We start from the raw sequence: 14,265 nt of genomic DNA, 5'->3' as shown, positions 1-14,265 counted from the left end.
CAATCATTAACTTTGCGACAAGATTATTAATTATTAAATAGAAAAATCATGAAAGCATTTGTATTTCCAGGACAGGGTGCCCAGTTTGTTGGTATGGGCAAGGACCTGTACGAAAATTCGGCTTTAGCCAAAGAACTATTCGAAAAAGCAAACGATATTTTAGGTTATCGTATCACAGATATCATGTTCAACGGAACAGATGAAGACTTGCGTCAGACAAAAGTTACACAGCCTGCCGTATTCCTTCATTCAGTAATCTCTGCATTATGCATGGGAGAAAATTTCAAGCCGGAAATGACAGCAGGACACTCATTGGGAGAATTCTCTGCACTCGTAGCGGCAGGAGCTCTCTCGTTCGAAGACGGTTTGAAACTTGTATATGCACGTGCTATGGCAATGCAGAAAGCATGCGAAGCACAACCTTCCACTATGGCAGCAATCATTGCTTTGCCTGACGAGAAAGTAGAAGAAATATGTGCAAAAGTGGCTGCTGAAGGTGAAGTATGCGTAGCTGCAAACTATAACTGCCCTGGACAGATAGTAATCTCCGGTTCTATCGAAGGTATCAACAAGGCATGTGAACTTATGAAAGAAGCTGGAGCTAAACGCGCACTTCCACTGAAAGTAGGTGGAGCCTTCCATTCTCCTCTCATGGATCCTGCAAAAGTTGAACTTGAAGCTGCAATCAATGCAACAGAGTTCCACACTCCAAAATGTCCTGTTTACCAGAATGTTGACGCAAAACCATATACAGACCCTGCAAAGATTAAAGCAAATCTTGTGGCTCAGCTGACTGCATCTGTAAGATGGACTCAAACAGTACAGAACATGATTGCCGACGGAGCAGACGAATTTATCGAATGCGGACCGGGTGCTGTGCTTCAGGGATTGATCAAGAAGATCAACAAAGAAGCTAATGCCCACGGCATTGAATAATATCACGACAAACCGGACACGTATCGTAGAAAACGATACGTGTCTTCTTTTTTTAATTTAAACTATAACTCTATGAATCCAGAAGAAAAAATCATCATTTATCAAGTCTTTACACGCTTATTCGGCAACCAGGCCCTAACAAGCAAGACCAACGGAAGCATAGAAGAAAACGGATGCGGAAAGTTGGATTATTTTACCGAACAAGCCCTTTCTGAAATAAAAGGACTTGGGGTCACTCACATCTGGTACACAGGCATCATAGCTCATGCCACACAAACTGACTATACAAAGTACGGAATACGCAAGGATCACCCTGCAGTAGTAAAAGGAAAAGCCGGCTCGCCATATGCAATAAAGGATTATTACGACATTGATCCGGACCTGGCTGTGGATGTGGATAAAAGGATGGAAGAGTTTGAAGCTCTTGTAGAACGTACACATAATGCCAGAATGAAAATGATTATTGATTTTGTACCTAACCACGTGGCACGTCAGTATAAATCATTGGCAAAACCGGCTGGAGTAAAAGACCTTGGCGAGGACGATGATACATCTGTGTCATTCAATCCCAATAACAATTTCTATTACATTCCGGGAGAAGAACTGAAAGGCGATATAGACCTTTATGATCATGAAGCCGGCAGATATACAGAAATGCCTGCAAAGGCGACAGGAAACAATAAGTTTGATGCATGGCCTAACAGAAACGACTGGTATGAAACTGTAAAGCTTAACTACGGAGTTGATTATTACAACAACACAGGTTGCCATTTTTCACCTATTCCTGACACATGGAACAAAATGAAAGATATTCTTTTGTTCTGGGCAGGTAAGAACATCGATGGTTTCAGATGCGACATGGCAGAAATGGTCCCTTGCGAATTCTGGGGATGGGCCATTCCTCAAGTCAAAGAACAATTCCCTGACATAATATTCATAGCCGAAGTTTACAATCCGCAGGAATACAGAAATTATATACACAACGGACACTTTGATTATTTATACGACAAGGTAGGCCTGTACGACACACTAAGATCCATAATATGCAGCAACTCATCCGCAACAAACATAACAGGTTGCTGGCAAAGTGTGAACGACATTCAAAGTCACATGCTTAATTTCCTGGAAAACCACGATGAACAGCGTATTGCATCCGATTATTTTGCAGGAAACCCGCACAAAGCATTCCCGGGAATGATAGTATCTGCATGCATGAATACAAACCCTGTCATGATATACTTCGGACAGGAGCTTGGCGAAAGCGGAATGGATACGGAAGGATTTAGCGGCAGAGACGGAAGAACAACAATATTCGACTATTGGAGCGTTGACAGCATAAGGCGCTGGACTAACCACGGAAGATTTAATACCCACCTGCTTAATTCCAAGGAGAAAGGTATAAGAAACTTCTACAAAACGCTTCTGAACATCTGCAATCAGGAAAAGTGTATCGCCCGTGGAAAATTCTTCGATTTGATGTATGCCAACGTAAACGGATGGCAAATGGACGAGCATAAACAATATGCTTTCCTCAGACAATGCGAAGATGAGGTACTGCTTATTGCCGTAAACTTTGGAGATATGAACATGAGAGTGGCAATAAACATACCTGAACATGCATTCAACTATCTTGGAATGCCTGAGATGGGAAACATAAAAGTAAAGGATCTGATAAGCGGCAAGGAAGAAAAGATAAACTTCATGTCTTCCAAACCTGTGGGAACAGATTTACCAGCCAACAGCGGTAAGATTCTGAAAATAAAACTGAAGTGACAAGGCTTTTCGTATCACATAAAAATGATAAAACAGGATTATATAATAAGAATGATACAGGAGATAATCTCTATGATTGTCACTGCCATCATAAAAAAGAAAAGACTTGACAACAAAGAGTTGGAAAAATATGAATACAATACACATGAGATGCTAGGAGTAAGTCCGAAAGAGCTTATGGACATAAGCACTGATGAAATTATATCACAATATTCAACATCAGAAAACGGAATGGATAAAATTGAGCTGATAGCTGTCAGCCTTTTACTGTTCTCGGAAGAAACAGCCAATGACAAGCTGTTGCTGAAATCAAGGCTGAAACAGAACGGATTATTCCTGCTGAAGTATCTGCAACAAAACAGTAATTCATATTCAATCCAACGCGAAATGCTTATGAAAATGATTTCATAATATAAGCGGTAGTTTCACAACACAGAATGGAACTACCGCTTTCTTCTATACTACAAATATTTATTTGATGATCAAAATCGGTGTACGTGAGTGGAATATCATTTTCTTTGCAATACTTGGGTTGAACAGACGTGCAAAGACATTTCTCTTATAGTTGGATACGCATAACACATCAATATTCTCTTCCCGTACATAATCATCCAGATTATTGAAGAAACTGTCCTCAGTAACCAGACTGTAATTAATCTTCAAATCAGGATATTGCTTGTGGAAATACTCCTTTATTCCAGAAAGCTTAATCTCATTCCATGTACGTCTTTCTTCATTGGAATTGAGATGTATGAAATAAATCTCAAAATTATAATCCTTGAAGGTGGTAATCAAAGAATCGAATGCAATCAAGTCACGCTGATCGAAGTTTGTAATAAACGCCACTTTATTGATTTCCTTGAAATTAATAAGTTTGGCTTCCTCAGGAATGGAATATACAAATACAGGACTGCGTTCTATAACTTCTGCCGTCACACTTCCCATCAGTCCGTACTCTGTCATATTTTCTCCACGTGTTCCCATCACAATCATCAATGGCGATTCCTCGCGTGCGTATGCCAGGATTTCTTCTTCCGGAATACCTTCCCTCAACAGACATGTGTATTTCACCTCCGGTATCTCCCCGTCCGCCATAAGTTTGTCTATAGTATCGGTCAACTCCTTCAAACGGTTATGGACGTTGTCCAGCATGCTCTTTATTCCCAATTCAGCCTCGTATGGCATTCCGTATCCTTCAGTAGCATACTGCAGGCTCGGCATATATACCGGACTGAAATAAACGTGCATCAGCACTACTTCAACTTTTATCTGTGCCGCAAAATTCAGACCGAACTTACAAGCTTTAAGCGAATTGGCAGAGAAATCCACCGGAACAAGAATTACCGGTTTTTTACGTTCCTTATCGGTTTCCTTTACATGTTCTTTCACCACATCTTCTGCCAGCCATGCGGAACTCTCTATAATACTCAAGGCACGTGGCAAATCACTCTCTTTTATTCGTATTCTTACGCCTGAAGAAATGACAGGCTGTATAAGATTTACATTATGTATATATGCCTCTATGCCTTCGTTCTCCAGTACATTCTTCAATATCTGAGCTTTAGAATAAGTCAAGATAGCAAGCGTTACGAGTTTTTCTTCTTCCATAATAAGACTGATTTAGGTTAAAAATAAATTAATAGCCGGATAATCCCATATATATTGTACGTCTGCTAAAAAACAAAAATAGCTATAATAGTTATTTTCAACATATCTCGAACAACTATTATAGCTATCTCTATTTATGCTTCAGCCTCTTCTTTAAGGATAGCCAGTGCTTTTTCCAGAACCGTAGTATCGTCAAGCATAACCAAACCGCCATCCGGACCGGGTTCCAGATGGATACCCACACATTTACCGTCTTTGAAGTTCTGTCCTCCGAAAAAGTTTCTGACAGTCTCTACAGATATATTTAATTCATCGGCAATGCGATGCATACTTCCTTCAGGTAAAGAATCTTTAATGTTTCTTAGTTCATTAAAAGTAATAGTTCTTGTCATAGTAATCTATATTTTAAGAATTAGACAATATGGTTTTCATCTCGATGATAAATATATATATTTTTTACTTGACAAGCAAGAAAAATGTATATTTTTTATTTGATAACATGATATTTTATCACCTTTCCCAAATTTATATCAGAAATAGAGCGTTTTGGATATAATCATGCCGTAAACCACAGCGAAAAAATATGTAAGGAGCAGTACCAACACTACCACATCGACACTTTTCACATCGTATCCGCTCACCGTATATTGCGCTGAAATCAATTTAGGCTTGAAAATAAACTTGTTTGATATAAATACATATAGGAAATATATTATAACTCCACACAACAGTCCGTCCAACATACCGAAAAATACATCTCCGGGATAATGAACTCCCAAATAGACACGCGAGTAAGTAGGTATCAGAGCCCATAAGAACATCATAAACGCAAGTTTTATATTCTTTACAAGCAAGGACACGAACATAGCAACAGCAAATGTATTTGCGGCATGACTTGATATAAATCCAAACAGTCCGCCTGCCCTGTAATTATTCACCGTATCCACCATATACATAAACTCAGGGTCCTTTGTCGGGCGGAAACGTTCGAAAAAAGGTTTGCAGATTCCTGATGAAGTCTGGTCGGCCAGCGCTATAACCAAAGCTATCATTAAAAGAATCAGCATTCCGTGTTTGAACTTGTTGTTCTTGAATATGACATACAGCAATGCGACAGCTGCAGGGATCCATGTCTTAGTACTTGTCACTATATACATAAATCCATCCCAGAATATCGAATCACTGCCATTGAGTTTCATCAATATCAACTTATCCAAATCTATCAATTGCTGTATGTCCATATTAGAAAATATTATAACATTATATTACCTCAATGCTTTCTGTAGGTACCCATCCTCTGTTACCGTCTTCAAGGCTTACTTCCTTCCATCCCTTCATGGTATTGTCGTTGATATAAACCTTTGTTCCTTCATGCAGGACAAACAGATCGGTACCACTCTCGTTAGGAGTACTTTTCACTGTTACGGTAGGTTGCATTACAATAGCTCCTGTTCTGTTCACTAATCTGTCCTTCTGTGCATCGGCAAACATATTTCCTGCAACCGTAAACAGCAGGAATATAACAGCCAATGAGAAGCCTATTTTCTTCAAGACAACTTTTTTACCGAAAATATAGGTTGAAGTTCCCAACAAGAACAATATGAAACATGAAATGGCAAACACACTCCAAGCAGACTCACTCATAATATTTCTTATAGAGTTTATCCAAGTGACTATGAATACTTCACTCTTTGGAGTAACCTTATCTATAGTCTTGCTCTTGGCCATTTCAAGGTTATATCTCACGTCATTGTCTCCCGGAGACAACAGTAAAGCACGTTCATAATTCAGTACTGCCTTTGCTATATTCTTGTTCTTATAATAACTGTTTCCCAAATTATAATACACATCTGCCGATTCCTGTCCGGCATTCAGAATTGCTTCGTACTTTTCAATCGCAGTCTTAAAATCATTTTCCTGATAAGCTTTGTCGGCTTCTTCCTTAACCGAAGCGTTGGCAGAAAAGACAAAACCTATTAGAAGCAATATAAAAACATACACTTTATTCATATAATCAATTCTCCTATATGTTTTAACGTTTAATACTGTTTTCCATTTTGCTTATCACTTCGACAGATGCCGAATAAACTTTATCCATTGTCTCGTTCTGATTTCCCGGAGCATATCTAGCAAACTCGCATTCCGACAAGACATAGATAAATTCCTTTATAAGATCTTCGGATACACCTTGTCTTGAAAGCTCAGCCTCTATATTGTCTCTGGAAAGCTTGGAAACAGGAATATTCAACTTATCGCTGATATAACCCCACAGAGCCTTCAATACCTCATCATAGAATTCGTTGACCTTGCTTTCTGCAAGAAGCTTGCCGGCAAGCTTCATACGTTTTGTAGCAACCTTGTTAGCCTTCTTTGTCTTAACCTTTGCAACATTTGCATTCTCGACAGCCTGTTTCCTATATATCACAACGAATACCACAAACAGCACGAAAGGTATGATATACCACAAATAATATGATGTAGTTCCGAAGAAATATTTTCCTTTTTCTCTCAAGGCTGAATCGCCTGTTTTGATAAACAAGATGTCAGTGCCCAATACCTTGACATTTTCCTTGTTAGTAAAGTCAGCTATCACCTGCTGGTTGACTGCATTACCTTCACCCTTGGCTACCTTCAGATTATATGCCTCAGTTTTCAAGGTCTTATAAGTTCCCGACTTTACATCAAAATATTTGAATTCTACAGGTGGAATTGTAAACTCTCCGGCATGACGTGGGATTGCCAGATATTCAATTTTCTTTGTTCCGCTCAGTCCGTCTGCAGTCAGTTGGAAATTATCATCAATCTTCGGATCATATATTTCAAAATCATGCGGAAATTTAACTTCCGGAGCGCTGACCAGTTTCATATTACCTGTACCTTCTATTGTCAGTTTTACAGTAACAGCTTCGTTTGCTTTAAGCTCTGTAGCACTGATTTCCGATTTCATAGTGAAAGTACCCACACCTCCCGAATAACCTTCAGGTTTGGCAGGAAGCGGATCTACATTAATAACCACCTTCGGTGCAACAATCTTCTTGTTAACCTCCACATAACCGCCTCCGTTGAAGAATGCTTCGAAAGGATCATCCGATACAGCCACTCTCTGAGCAACGACTGCGTCAAACGTTACAGCAGGTATTTCAAGACGTCCTGACTTTTGCGGGAAAATCACATACTGCCTGTAAACCACAGTATTATAGTTTCTGCCTTTGTAATGTTCCAGCTTGAATGTCTTCTGTGCAGGAAGTTCAACTTCCTGTACGTAAAATCCCTGCTGGTCCGGCATCTTTCCAAGCAACTGGCGAAGATCGACCGTAGTATAAGCCTTGTATGTCACCAATATGGCTTCCTGCTCGTGAACCTTAGTCTTGCTTGCTGTTGCCAGAACAAACAGATCCTTATCGGAAATCTTTCCGTTCGACTTCTGGTTTCTTGATGAAATTCCACTGTTGCCCTGGTTCTGGTTAGAGTTGGCATCTTCCTTATCCTTAGGAAGAACCTTTATTGTAAGTGGATTAGAGAAAATCTTCTCACCATCAACTTCAATGCTTGCAGACGGAATATTAAATGTACCTTCCGACACTGCCATCAGAATATATGTATATGTGATGGAACGACTGGAAGACACCTTGCCGTTAATTATCTGTGTACTACTCTGCTGCGAACGGCTAGGTCCCATAAGGACATCAAAACCCTTAGCCTGCGGAGCAAGGAAATCCTTTACATCCTGCGAATTCACAGTGTATGTAAGTCTGAACTGATCACCGTTTACCACTACTTCAGGAGCAGAAGCTTTTAATGTCACTTCTTCCTTGGCAAACACGTGGAGTGACGCAGTAATCATCAATATCAAGAAAATATATTTTCTCATCATTATATAAATTATTGTTTTTCCACTTATTAAAATATCAATAGAAATTCGTTACAGGATTACCAGTCTTTCTCAAGTTTCTTTCCGCTCACCTGCATCTGTTTCTTCACTTTATCCTGTACGTCTTTCTCGTCTTGCATAGCAGCTCTCAGCAATTGTTCGGCATTTTCTTTCGACATTTCATCCTTGTTCTGTTGCTGCTGTTGCTGATTTTGATTTTGCTGCTGTTGCTGTTGATCCTGCTGATCCTTGTTCTGTTCTTTCTCGTCCTGTTTCTGATCCTGCTTCTGTTCTTTCTGCTGATCCTGATTTTGCTGTTGCTGCTGGTCTTTCAGCTGTTTCTGTGCAAGTACCAGATTGTAACGAGTTTCATCATCCTTAGGATTATTACGCAATGACTCTTTATAAGCTTCTATACACTGCGGCAGTTGCTTTGACGATTGAAGTATAACCCCCATATTATGATATATATGAGCCAACTTTTCCTTATCTTTCTCCAGACGTGCCGCAGCCTCAAACTGTTCCATAGCTTCCTTGCCTTTTTGCTGCATTAGTAGCGAGTTTCCCAGATTGAACATTGCATCTGCAGATTTAGGATTAATCTCAAGTGCCTTTCTGTAATCTACTTCAGCCTTTACAAACAGACTGTCATTATATAACTTGTTTCCGCTACGAAGATAATCCCTGTCAGTCTTCTGTGCATATGAAGCAGAAACTCCCAGAAGCATTATCCCTATCAAATATACTTTATTACACCACATAAATCAATCCTGTTTAAAAAGTTTTACATTCTTAAATAGAGGATTTTTCCTATTGAGCAACATAACGTCTGCGGCAAGCAGAATCAACGCCAGCCATGCCAGTACGTCAAACTGCTCGTCGAATTCGGTATATACCTGAGTCTCAACATCAGCCTTTGCCAGCTTATTGATTTCAGCGTTAAGAGCCCTCTCTGCATTGTTTGTATTATCTACACGAACATACATACCATTACCTGCTTTTGCAATCTCCTGACACATCTGTTCGTTCAGCTTTGTCACTACCACATTGCCATCCTTGTCACGACGAAAATCATTTGTTCCTTCTACTGGAATAGGTGAACCGTCAGGCGAACCAACTCCAAGTACAAAAACTCTTACGCCCTTCTCAGCAGCCTGCTGAGCAGCTTCCACTGCTCCTCCTTCGTGGTTTTCACCATCTGTAATAAGAACTATTGCACGTCCTACACCTTCATTCGGAGTAAAACTCTTCATAGCCAAGTCGATGGCTCCACGAATGTCAGTTCCCTGAGTTGTAATAAGAGAAGGAGATATTGTTTCCAGAAACATTTTTGCAGATATATAATCGCTTGTTATAGGAAGCTGGGTAAATGCCTCTCCAGCAAAAACTATCATAGCGACCTTATCATTATTGAATGTTTCTACAAGTCTGGACACTAATTTCTTTGACTTTTCCAGTCGGCTTGGTGTAACATCCTGAGCCAGCATTGAGTTGGAAATATCCAACGCAACCACAGTTTCAACACCCTGACGTTTCACCGTCTCCATCTTGGAACCAAACTGAGGACGTGCCAGCATGAATATAACCATAACCAGCGCAGCTGTCACCAGCCAGAACTTTACGTCAGGTCTGTATTTCGAAACATTCGACATCAGATGTGCCATCAGTTCCGGGTCTCCGTACTGACGTAACTTTTTCCTTCTCCTATAATTGGTATATATATAAAATACTACCAAAAAAGGAATTATCAATAAAAAATACAAATATATCGGTTCTCCAAATCTAAACATGGCAAAACATTTTTAAGGTATTTTCTTCAAAACCGTATTACGTAAAATCAGCTCAAGCAGGATACACAAGAACGCCACGAGAGCAAAAATCTCGTATTCCTCTTCCCTTTTGCTGAATTCCTTCACATTAAGTTTTGTTTTTTCCAACTTATCTATCTCCTGATAAACTTCCTTCAGTTTGGAATTGCTAGTAGCCCTGAAATAATTACCGTTAGTTTCGGCTGCAATCTGCGTCAAGGTCTGTTCATCTATTTCTACAGGTGTCTGAATATATTGCACACCGGCATATGTCTGCATAGGATAAGGAGCTGTACCGTTGGTTCCTACACCTATCGTATATACTCTCACTCCAAACTGTTTGGCTATCTCTGCAGCAGTAAGAGGAGAAAGTTCACCGCGGTTGTTCACACCGTCCGTCAACAATATCACGACTTTTGATTTTGCCTTGCTGTCTTTCAATCTTGTAACAGCATTCGCCAGCCCCATACCGATAGCAGTACCGTCTTCTATCATTCCGCGATAAATCATTTCGCAACTTACGCTCTGAAACAAATTAAGCAGAACTCCATGGTCAACAGTAAGAGGACACTGCGTAAAAGCCTCACCCGCAAATATCGTAAGACCGATATTGTCATTAGGTCTTCCGTTGATAAATTCGGCAGCCACCTGTTTTGCAGCCTCCAGTCTGTTAGGCTTCAAATCCTCAGCCAGCATACTTGTAGAAATATCCACAGCCAGCATGATGTCAATACCTTCAATCTCTGTGTTCTGCCAATTATCAGTAGTTTGCGGTCTTGCAAGCACCAGCACTATCATTACAAACGTACACAGCCTGAGCAGAAAAGGAGCATGAATCAAATAGACCTTCCAGCTTTTCGGCGCATTCTGATACATTCGTGTGGTAGATACCTGAAGAGTAGCCTCTGTCCGTTTCCTGCGCATCACATACCATACTATGTACGGTATAAGCAAAATCAGTAAAAACAGATATTCAATATTAGCAAAAATCATATCTTCATTCATTTATACGTTAAAAGAAGAGATCTATAATGCATTTCACACCTACATACAAAGCAACTACCGCAATAACACCAGTCAGTCCTATGCTGCACATCAATGCTATACGGCCTTGTTTTGAACGTTTCTCTTCCACTTTTATTTCCGTAGGCTCTTTTTTCGCATTAGGATCTTCTTCCAGCTTGGTTTCATTGATAAAATCCACTGCATTTACCAGGTTCATATCATTCTCGTTCATCATCGGTGCATGTTTGGCAAACTTCACCAAGTCAGCTGTTTCGAAAAGATATTTCAAGTCTTTGAGCGATTCCTTATCCCTTACCTGCAACAGATTTTCAATTATTTCGGACGATGTCATCTCCATTGCATTAAAGCCAAAACGTTCCATTATGTAAGTACGTATCACGTCAGTAAGCTCTGTGTAATACTGTTTAGGATCCTCCCTTTGCACATTTTTGTTAGCCTTGATTTCCTCGATATGCTTCATGGCTTCCTGATGAGGAGGCAATTTCGGTTCAATCTTTATAATCTTTATTATAGGTTTGTTGTCTCTATATCTTATAATAAAGAATACACATGCCAATCCGAACAGCAACATCAGGATAAAGGCATATACCATTGTATCTATATCCTCCCATTGGATAGGAACTTCCACAACAGTTTTCGGTCCGAAGAACTGATCAGGATGCAAAGTATCCACCGGTATAGAATAGACTTTGAGAGCTAAAGATTCAGAACGATATTTTTCATCGTCAACCATAACCTCCAATGGAGGAAGATAATACAAAGCCGAGTCAAAGGAAGTAATAGTATATTCCTGAGTGATAACCCACCTTTTGTCGTCATTCAACTTCTGTGTGTCAGGCTTGGCTATGTCAAGTACTTCCACTCCCCTCACCAACGTATCTTTTATCACAGGCAGGCGTAATTTTTTATCAGCATCCATACTTACTTCCAGATGCACCTTAGTCTGTTCGCCCACCAGCAGCTGCAATGAATCAATGCTGGCCCTTACAGTAACCTGTTGTGCGCTTGCCTGCGAACCGAACAAGGTAAAAGCGGCAAAACACAATGAGCCGAGCATCATTTTTCCATAATTAAACAATATCTTCTTCATCTGATTATCAGTTTCTTTTAGCAAACAAATTCAGCAATGCCCTGACATAATCCTGGTCTGTACGTACAGATACAGAATCCACATTACACAGATTAAACGTATCGTTAAGTTTCTTCTGACGTTCCACCCACCAGTCATGATGAGTTTTTCTCAACGACTTAGACGAAGTGTCAATCCATTCCTCATGCCCCGTTTCGGCATCACGCACAAGCATCAGACCTACGTCAGGCAGTTCCTCCATACGTTTGTCATACACTTGCACAGCCACCACGTCATGCTTTCTGTTTGCCACGGTCAATGCATTCTTGAAATCATTGTCATCAATAAAATCGCTCAACATGAACGCCGTACAACGCTTTTTCAATACATTCGTAAGATATTCAATTGCGCATTGCAGATTTGTGCGCGAACTTTCCGGCTTAAAGTCCAGCAGCTCGCGTATGATATACAGAATATGTTTACGTCCTTTTTTAGGCGGTATAAACTTTTCTATTCTGTCAGAAAAGAATATAACACCGATTTTATCGTTATTCTGGATAGCGGAGAAAGCTATTGTAGCAGCAATCTCCGTCACCATATCCTTTTTCATCTGCTTCGACGTACCGAAATCAAGACTGTTCGATACATCCACAAGCAGCATCACTGTCAGTTCGCGTTCCTCTTCGAATACCTTTACGAATGGCTTGTCAAAGCGTGCTGTTACATTCCAGTCGATGTCACGCACATCATCGCCATACTGATACTCTCTCACTTCGGAGAAAGCCATACCCCTACCCTTGAAGGCAGAATGATACTGTCCGGCAAATATATTGCTTGACAGTCCTCGGGTCTTAATTTCTATCTGGCGTACACGCTTTAATAATTCAGTAGTTTCCATTCTTCAAAAAAGGTTTCTTTCTAATTAAGGCACTTCAACCTTATTAAGTATCTTGCTTACTATTTCGTCCGAAGTAACGTTTGTAGCTTCAGCCTCGTATGTCAGACCGATACGGTGGCGCAATACATCGTGAGCCACTGCACGAACATCTTCAGGAATAACATAACCTCTACGCTTGATAAACGCATAGCTGCGTGCAGCAAGAGCCAGGTTGATGGAAGCACGAGGAGATCCTCCGAAACCGATAAGGCTCTTGAGTTCCTTCAAATCATATTTTTCAGGATAACGGGTTGCAAAAACGATATCGGCAATATACTGTTCAATCTTTTCATCCAGATAAACCTGCCTTACGACTTTGCGGGCTTCCATTATATCCTCAGCTTTAAGAAGAGGCTTGATTTCCACTTTCTCGCCCGAGATATTCTGACGGATAATCTTCTTTTCCTCTTCAAGTTTAGGATAATCTATGATAACCTTCAGCATGAAACGGTCCACCTGTGCTTCAGGCAACGGATAAGTACCTTCCTGCTCGATTGGGTTCTGAGTAGCCATAACCAGGAAAGGTTCCGGCAAGCGGAATGTTTCCTTACTCAATGTCACCTGACGTTCCTGCATAGCTTCAAGCAAAGCACTCTGTACTTTTGCAGGAGCACGGTTAATTTCATCGGCCAATACGAAGTTGGCAAAGATAGGTCCCTTTTTAGCGATGAACTGTTCGTCCTTCTGACTATAAATCATTGTACCGATAACGTCGGCAGGCAACAAGTCAGGAGTAAACTGGATACGACTGTATTTAGAATCAATAAGCGATGCCATAGTCTTGATAGCCAATGTCTTTGCCAAACCGGGCACACCTTCCAACAATATATGTCCGTCAGCCAACAATCCTATCAGCAATGATTCAACCAAATGTTTTTGTCCCACGATAACCTGATCCATACCTGTCGTCAGGTTTGTCACGAACGCACTCTGGCGTTCAATCAATTCGTTCAATGCACGAATATCAATAGCTTCAGCCATAATTTCTTGTTTATTTTATTAATTTCATTCTCTATATTTTACACACCAATCAAGGTCAATCCCTTTTTAGTGCACCCAAAATTACGTTTTTAAGTTAACAGCCACAACTAATATTTATTAAAAAATCATACAGATGTATCTATTTAAGTCTTTTTTATCTTATTCTGCCGAATTTAAAATCAAATCGTAAATATAAAACAAAAGAACAGCATCATGATGGATACTTTCCAACTGATACTGTTCCACTCAATTGTTA

14 protein-coding genes are annotated in these 14,265 nt (G+C 40.2%); 3 read left to right on the top strand and 11 right to left on the bottom strand.

The features are described from left to right. Window positions 1-48: 48 nt before the first annotated feature. The 3 genes from fabD to OCV82_RS00365 all read left to right on the top strand — a co-directional run bounded on the left by fabD (window position 49) and on the right by OCV82_RS00365 (window position 3,120). Complete coding sequence (fabD, locus tag OCV82_RS00375; RefSeq protein ID WP_154042567.1) at window positions 49-936, top strand: ACP S-malonyltransferase; 888 nt, start codon at window positions 49-51, stop codon at window positions 934-936. A gap of 72 nt (window positions 937-1,008) precedes the next feature. Beyond that, the gene (locus OCV82_RS00370) at window positions 1,009-2,709 is read left to right on the top strand and encodes an alpha-amylase family glycosyl hydrolase (protein ID WP_154042566.1); all 1,701 of its coding nucleotides are present in this window, start codon (window positions 1,009-1,011) and stop codon (window positions 2,707-2,709) included. A gap of 24 nt (window positions 2,710-2,733) precedes the next feature. Then, the gene (locus OCV82_RS00365) at window positions 2,734-3,120 is read left to right on the top strand and encodes a hypothetical protein (protein ID WP_154042565.1); all 387 of its coding nucleotides are present in this window, start codon (window positions 2,734-2,736) and stop codon (window positions 3,118-3,120) included. Between the two features lie 60 nt (window positions 3,121-3,180). On the opposite strand, the gene OCV82_RS00360 is transcribed toward OCV82_RS00365, so the two are convergent. From OCV82_RS00360 to OCV82_RS00310, 11 genes are all read right to left on the bottom strand, one after another. Beyond that, window positions 3,181-4,317, bottom strand: a complete 1,137-nt coding sequence (locus tag OCV82_RS00360) for a universal stress protein (protein ID WP_154042564.1) — start codon at window positions 4,315-4,317, stop codon at window positions 3,181-3,183. A gap of 134 nt (window positions 4,318-4,451) precedes the next feature. Further along, window positions 4,452-4,709 (bottom strand): DNA-binding protein, encoded by a 258-nt coding sequence (locus OCV82_RS00355; protein WP_154042563.1) that lies wholly within the window; start codon window positions 4,707-4,709, stop codon window positions 4,452-4,454. 138 nt (window positions 4,710-4,847) lie between these two features. Further along, a complete protein-coding gene (locus tag OCV82_RS00350) occupies window positions 4,848-5,558 on the bottom strand; it encodes a phosphatase PAP2 family protein (RefSeq protein WP_154042562.1) in 711 nt (236 codons plus the stop codon). A gap of 19 nt (window positions 5,559-5,577) precedes the next feature. Beyond that, the gene (locus OCV82_RS00345; RefSeq protein ID WP_154042561.1) at window positions 5,578-6,327 is read right to left on the bottom strand and encodes a tetratricopeptide repeat protein; all 750 of its coding nucleotides are present in this window, start codon (window positions 6,325-6,327) and stop codon (window positions 5,578-5,580) included. Window positions 6,328-6,349: 22 nt separating this feature from the next. Continuing rightward, window positions 6,350-8,188, bottom strand: coding sequence for a BatD family protein (locus OCV82_RS00340; RefSeq protein WP_154043053.1), 1,839 nt, complete (start codon window positions 8,186-8,188; stop codon window positions 6,350-6,352). Between the two features lie 59 nt (window positions 8,189-8,247). Next, a complete protein-coding gene (locus tag OCV82_RS00335; RefSeq protein ID WP_262542709.1) occupies window positions 8,248-8,949 on the bottom strand; it encodes a tetratricopeptide repeat protein in 702 nt (233 codons plus the stop codon). A 3-nt stretch (window positions 8,950-8,952) separates the two neighbouring features. Continuing rightward, window positions 8,953-9,978, bottom strand: a complete 1,026-nt coding sequence (locus tag OCV82_RS00330) for a vWA domain-containing protein (RefSeq protein WP_154042560.1) — start codon at window positions 9,976-9,978, stop codon at window positions 8,953-8,955. Window positions 9,979-9,990: 12 nt separating this feature from the next. Further along, window positions 9,991-10,989, bottom strand: a complete 999-nt coding sequence (locus OCV82_RS00325) for a vWA domain-containing protein (protein WP_154042559.1) — start codon at window positions 10,987-10,989, stop codon at window positions 9,991-9,993. A gap of 19 nt (window positions 10,990-11,008) precedes the next feature. Continuing rightward, window positions 11,009-12,079 (bottom strand): BatD family protein, encoded by a 1,071-nt coding sequence (locus tag OCV82_RS00320; RefSeq protein ID WP_262542857.1) that lies wholly within the window; start codon window positions 12,077-12,079, stop codon window positions 11,009-11,011. A 40-nt stretch (window positions 12,080-12,119) separates the two neighbouring features. Then, a complete protein-coding gene (locus OCV82_RS00315; protein WP_154042558.1) occupies window positions 12,120-12,989 on the bottom strand; it encodes a DUF58 domain-containing protein in 870 nt (289 codons plus the stop codon). 24 nt (window positions 12,990-13,013) lie between these two features. Continuing rightward, window positions 13,014-14,009 (bottom strand): AAA family ATPase, encoded by a 996-nt coding sequence (locus OCV82_RS00310; protein WP_154042557.1) that lies wholly within the window; start codon window positions 14,007-14,009, stop codon window positions 13,014-13,016. Window positions 14,010-14,265 lie beyond the last annotated feature (256 nt).

This window comes from Bacteroides cellulolyticus (assembly GCF_025567135.1).
Classification (GTDB): Bacteria; Bacteroidota; Bacteroidia; order Bacteroidales; family Bacteroidaceae; genus Phocaeicola; species Phocaeicola cellulolyticus.
Note: the sequence above shows the minus strand (reverse complement) of the source record. Positions and strands in the feature narration are given on the sequence as shown.

Coding starts and splice junctions, on each gene's coding strand:
- OCV82_RS00370 (WP_154042566.1), top strand. CDS start 1,009: ATGAATCCAGAAGAAAAAATCATCATTTATCAAGTCTTTACACGCTTA.
- OCV82_RS00365 (WP_154042565.1), top strand. CDS start 2,734: ATGATAAAACAGGATTATATAATAAGAATGATACAGGAGATAATCTCT.
- OCV82_RS00360 (WP_154042564.1), bottom strand. CDS start 4,317: ATGGAAGAAGAAAAACTCGTAACGCTTGCTATCTTGACTTATTCTAAA.
- OCV82_RS00320 (WP_262542857.1), bottom strand. CDS start 12,079: ATGCTCGGCTCATTGTGTTTTGCCGCTTTTACCTTGTTCGGTTCGCAG.
- OCV82_RS00325 (WP_154042559.1), bottom strand. CDS start 10,989: ATGATTTTTGCTAATATTGAATATCTGTTTTTACTGATTTTGCTTATA.
- fabD (WP_154042567.1), top strand. CDS start 49: ATGAAAGCATTTGTATTTCCAGGACAGGGTGCCCAGTTTGTTGGTATG.
- OCV82_RS00340 (WP_154043053.1), bottom strand. CDS start 8,188: ATGAGAAAATATATTTTCTTGATATTGATGATTACTGCGTCACTCCAC.
- OCV82_RS00355 (WP_154042563.1), bottom strand. CDS start 4,709: ATGACAAGAACTATTACTTTTAATGAACTAAGAAACATTAAAGATTCT.
- OCV82_RS00315 (WP_154042558.1), bottom strand. CDS start 12,989: ATGGAAACTACTGAATTATTAAAGCGTGTACGCCAGATAGAAATTAAG.
- OCV82_RS00335 (WP_262542709.1), bottom strand. CDS start 8,949: ATGTGGTGTAATAAAGTATATTTGATAGGGATAATGCTTCTGGGAGTT.
- OCV82_RS00345 (WP_154042561.1), bottom strand. CDS start 6,327: ATGAATAAAGTGTATGTTTTTATATTGCTTCTAATAGGTTTTGTCTTT.
- OCV82_RS00310 (WP_154042557.1), bottom strand. CDS start 14,009: ATGGCTGAAGCTATTGATATTCGTGCATTGAACGAATTGATTGAACGC.
- OCV82_RS00350 (WP_154042562.1), bottom strand. CDS start 5,558: ATGGACATACAGCAATTGATAGATTTGGATAAGTTGATATTGATGAAA.
- OCV82_RS00330 (WP_154042560.1), bottom strand. CDS start 9,978: ATGTTTAGATTTGGAGAACCGATATATTTGTATTTTTTATTGATAATT.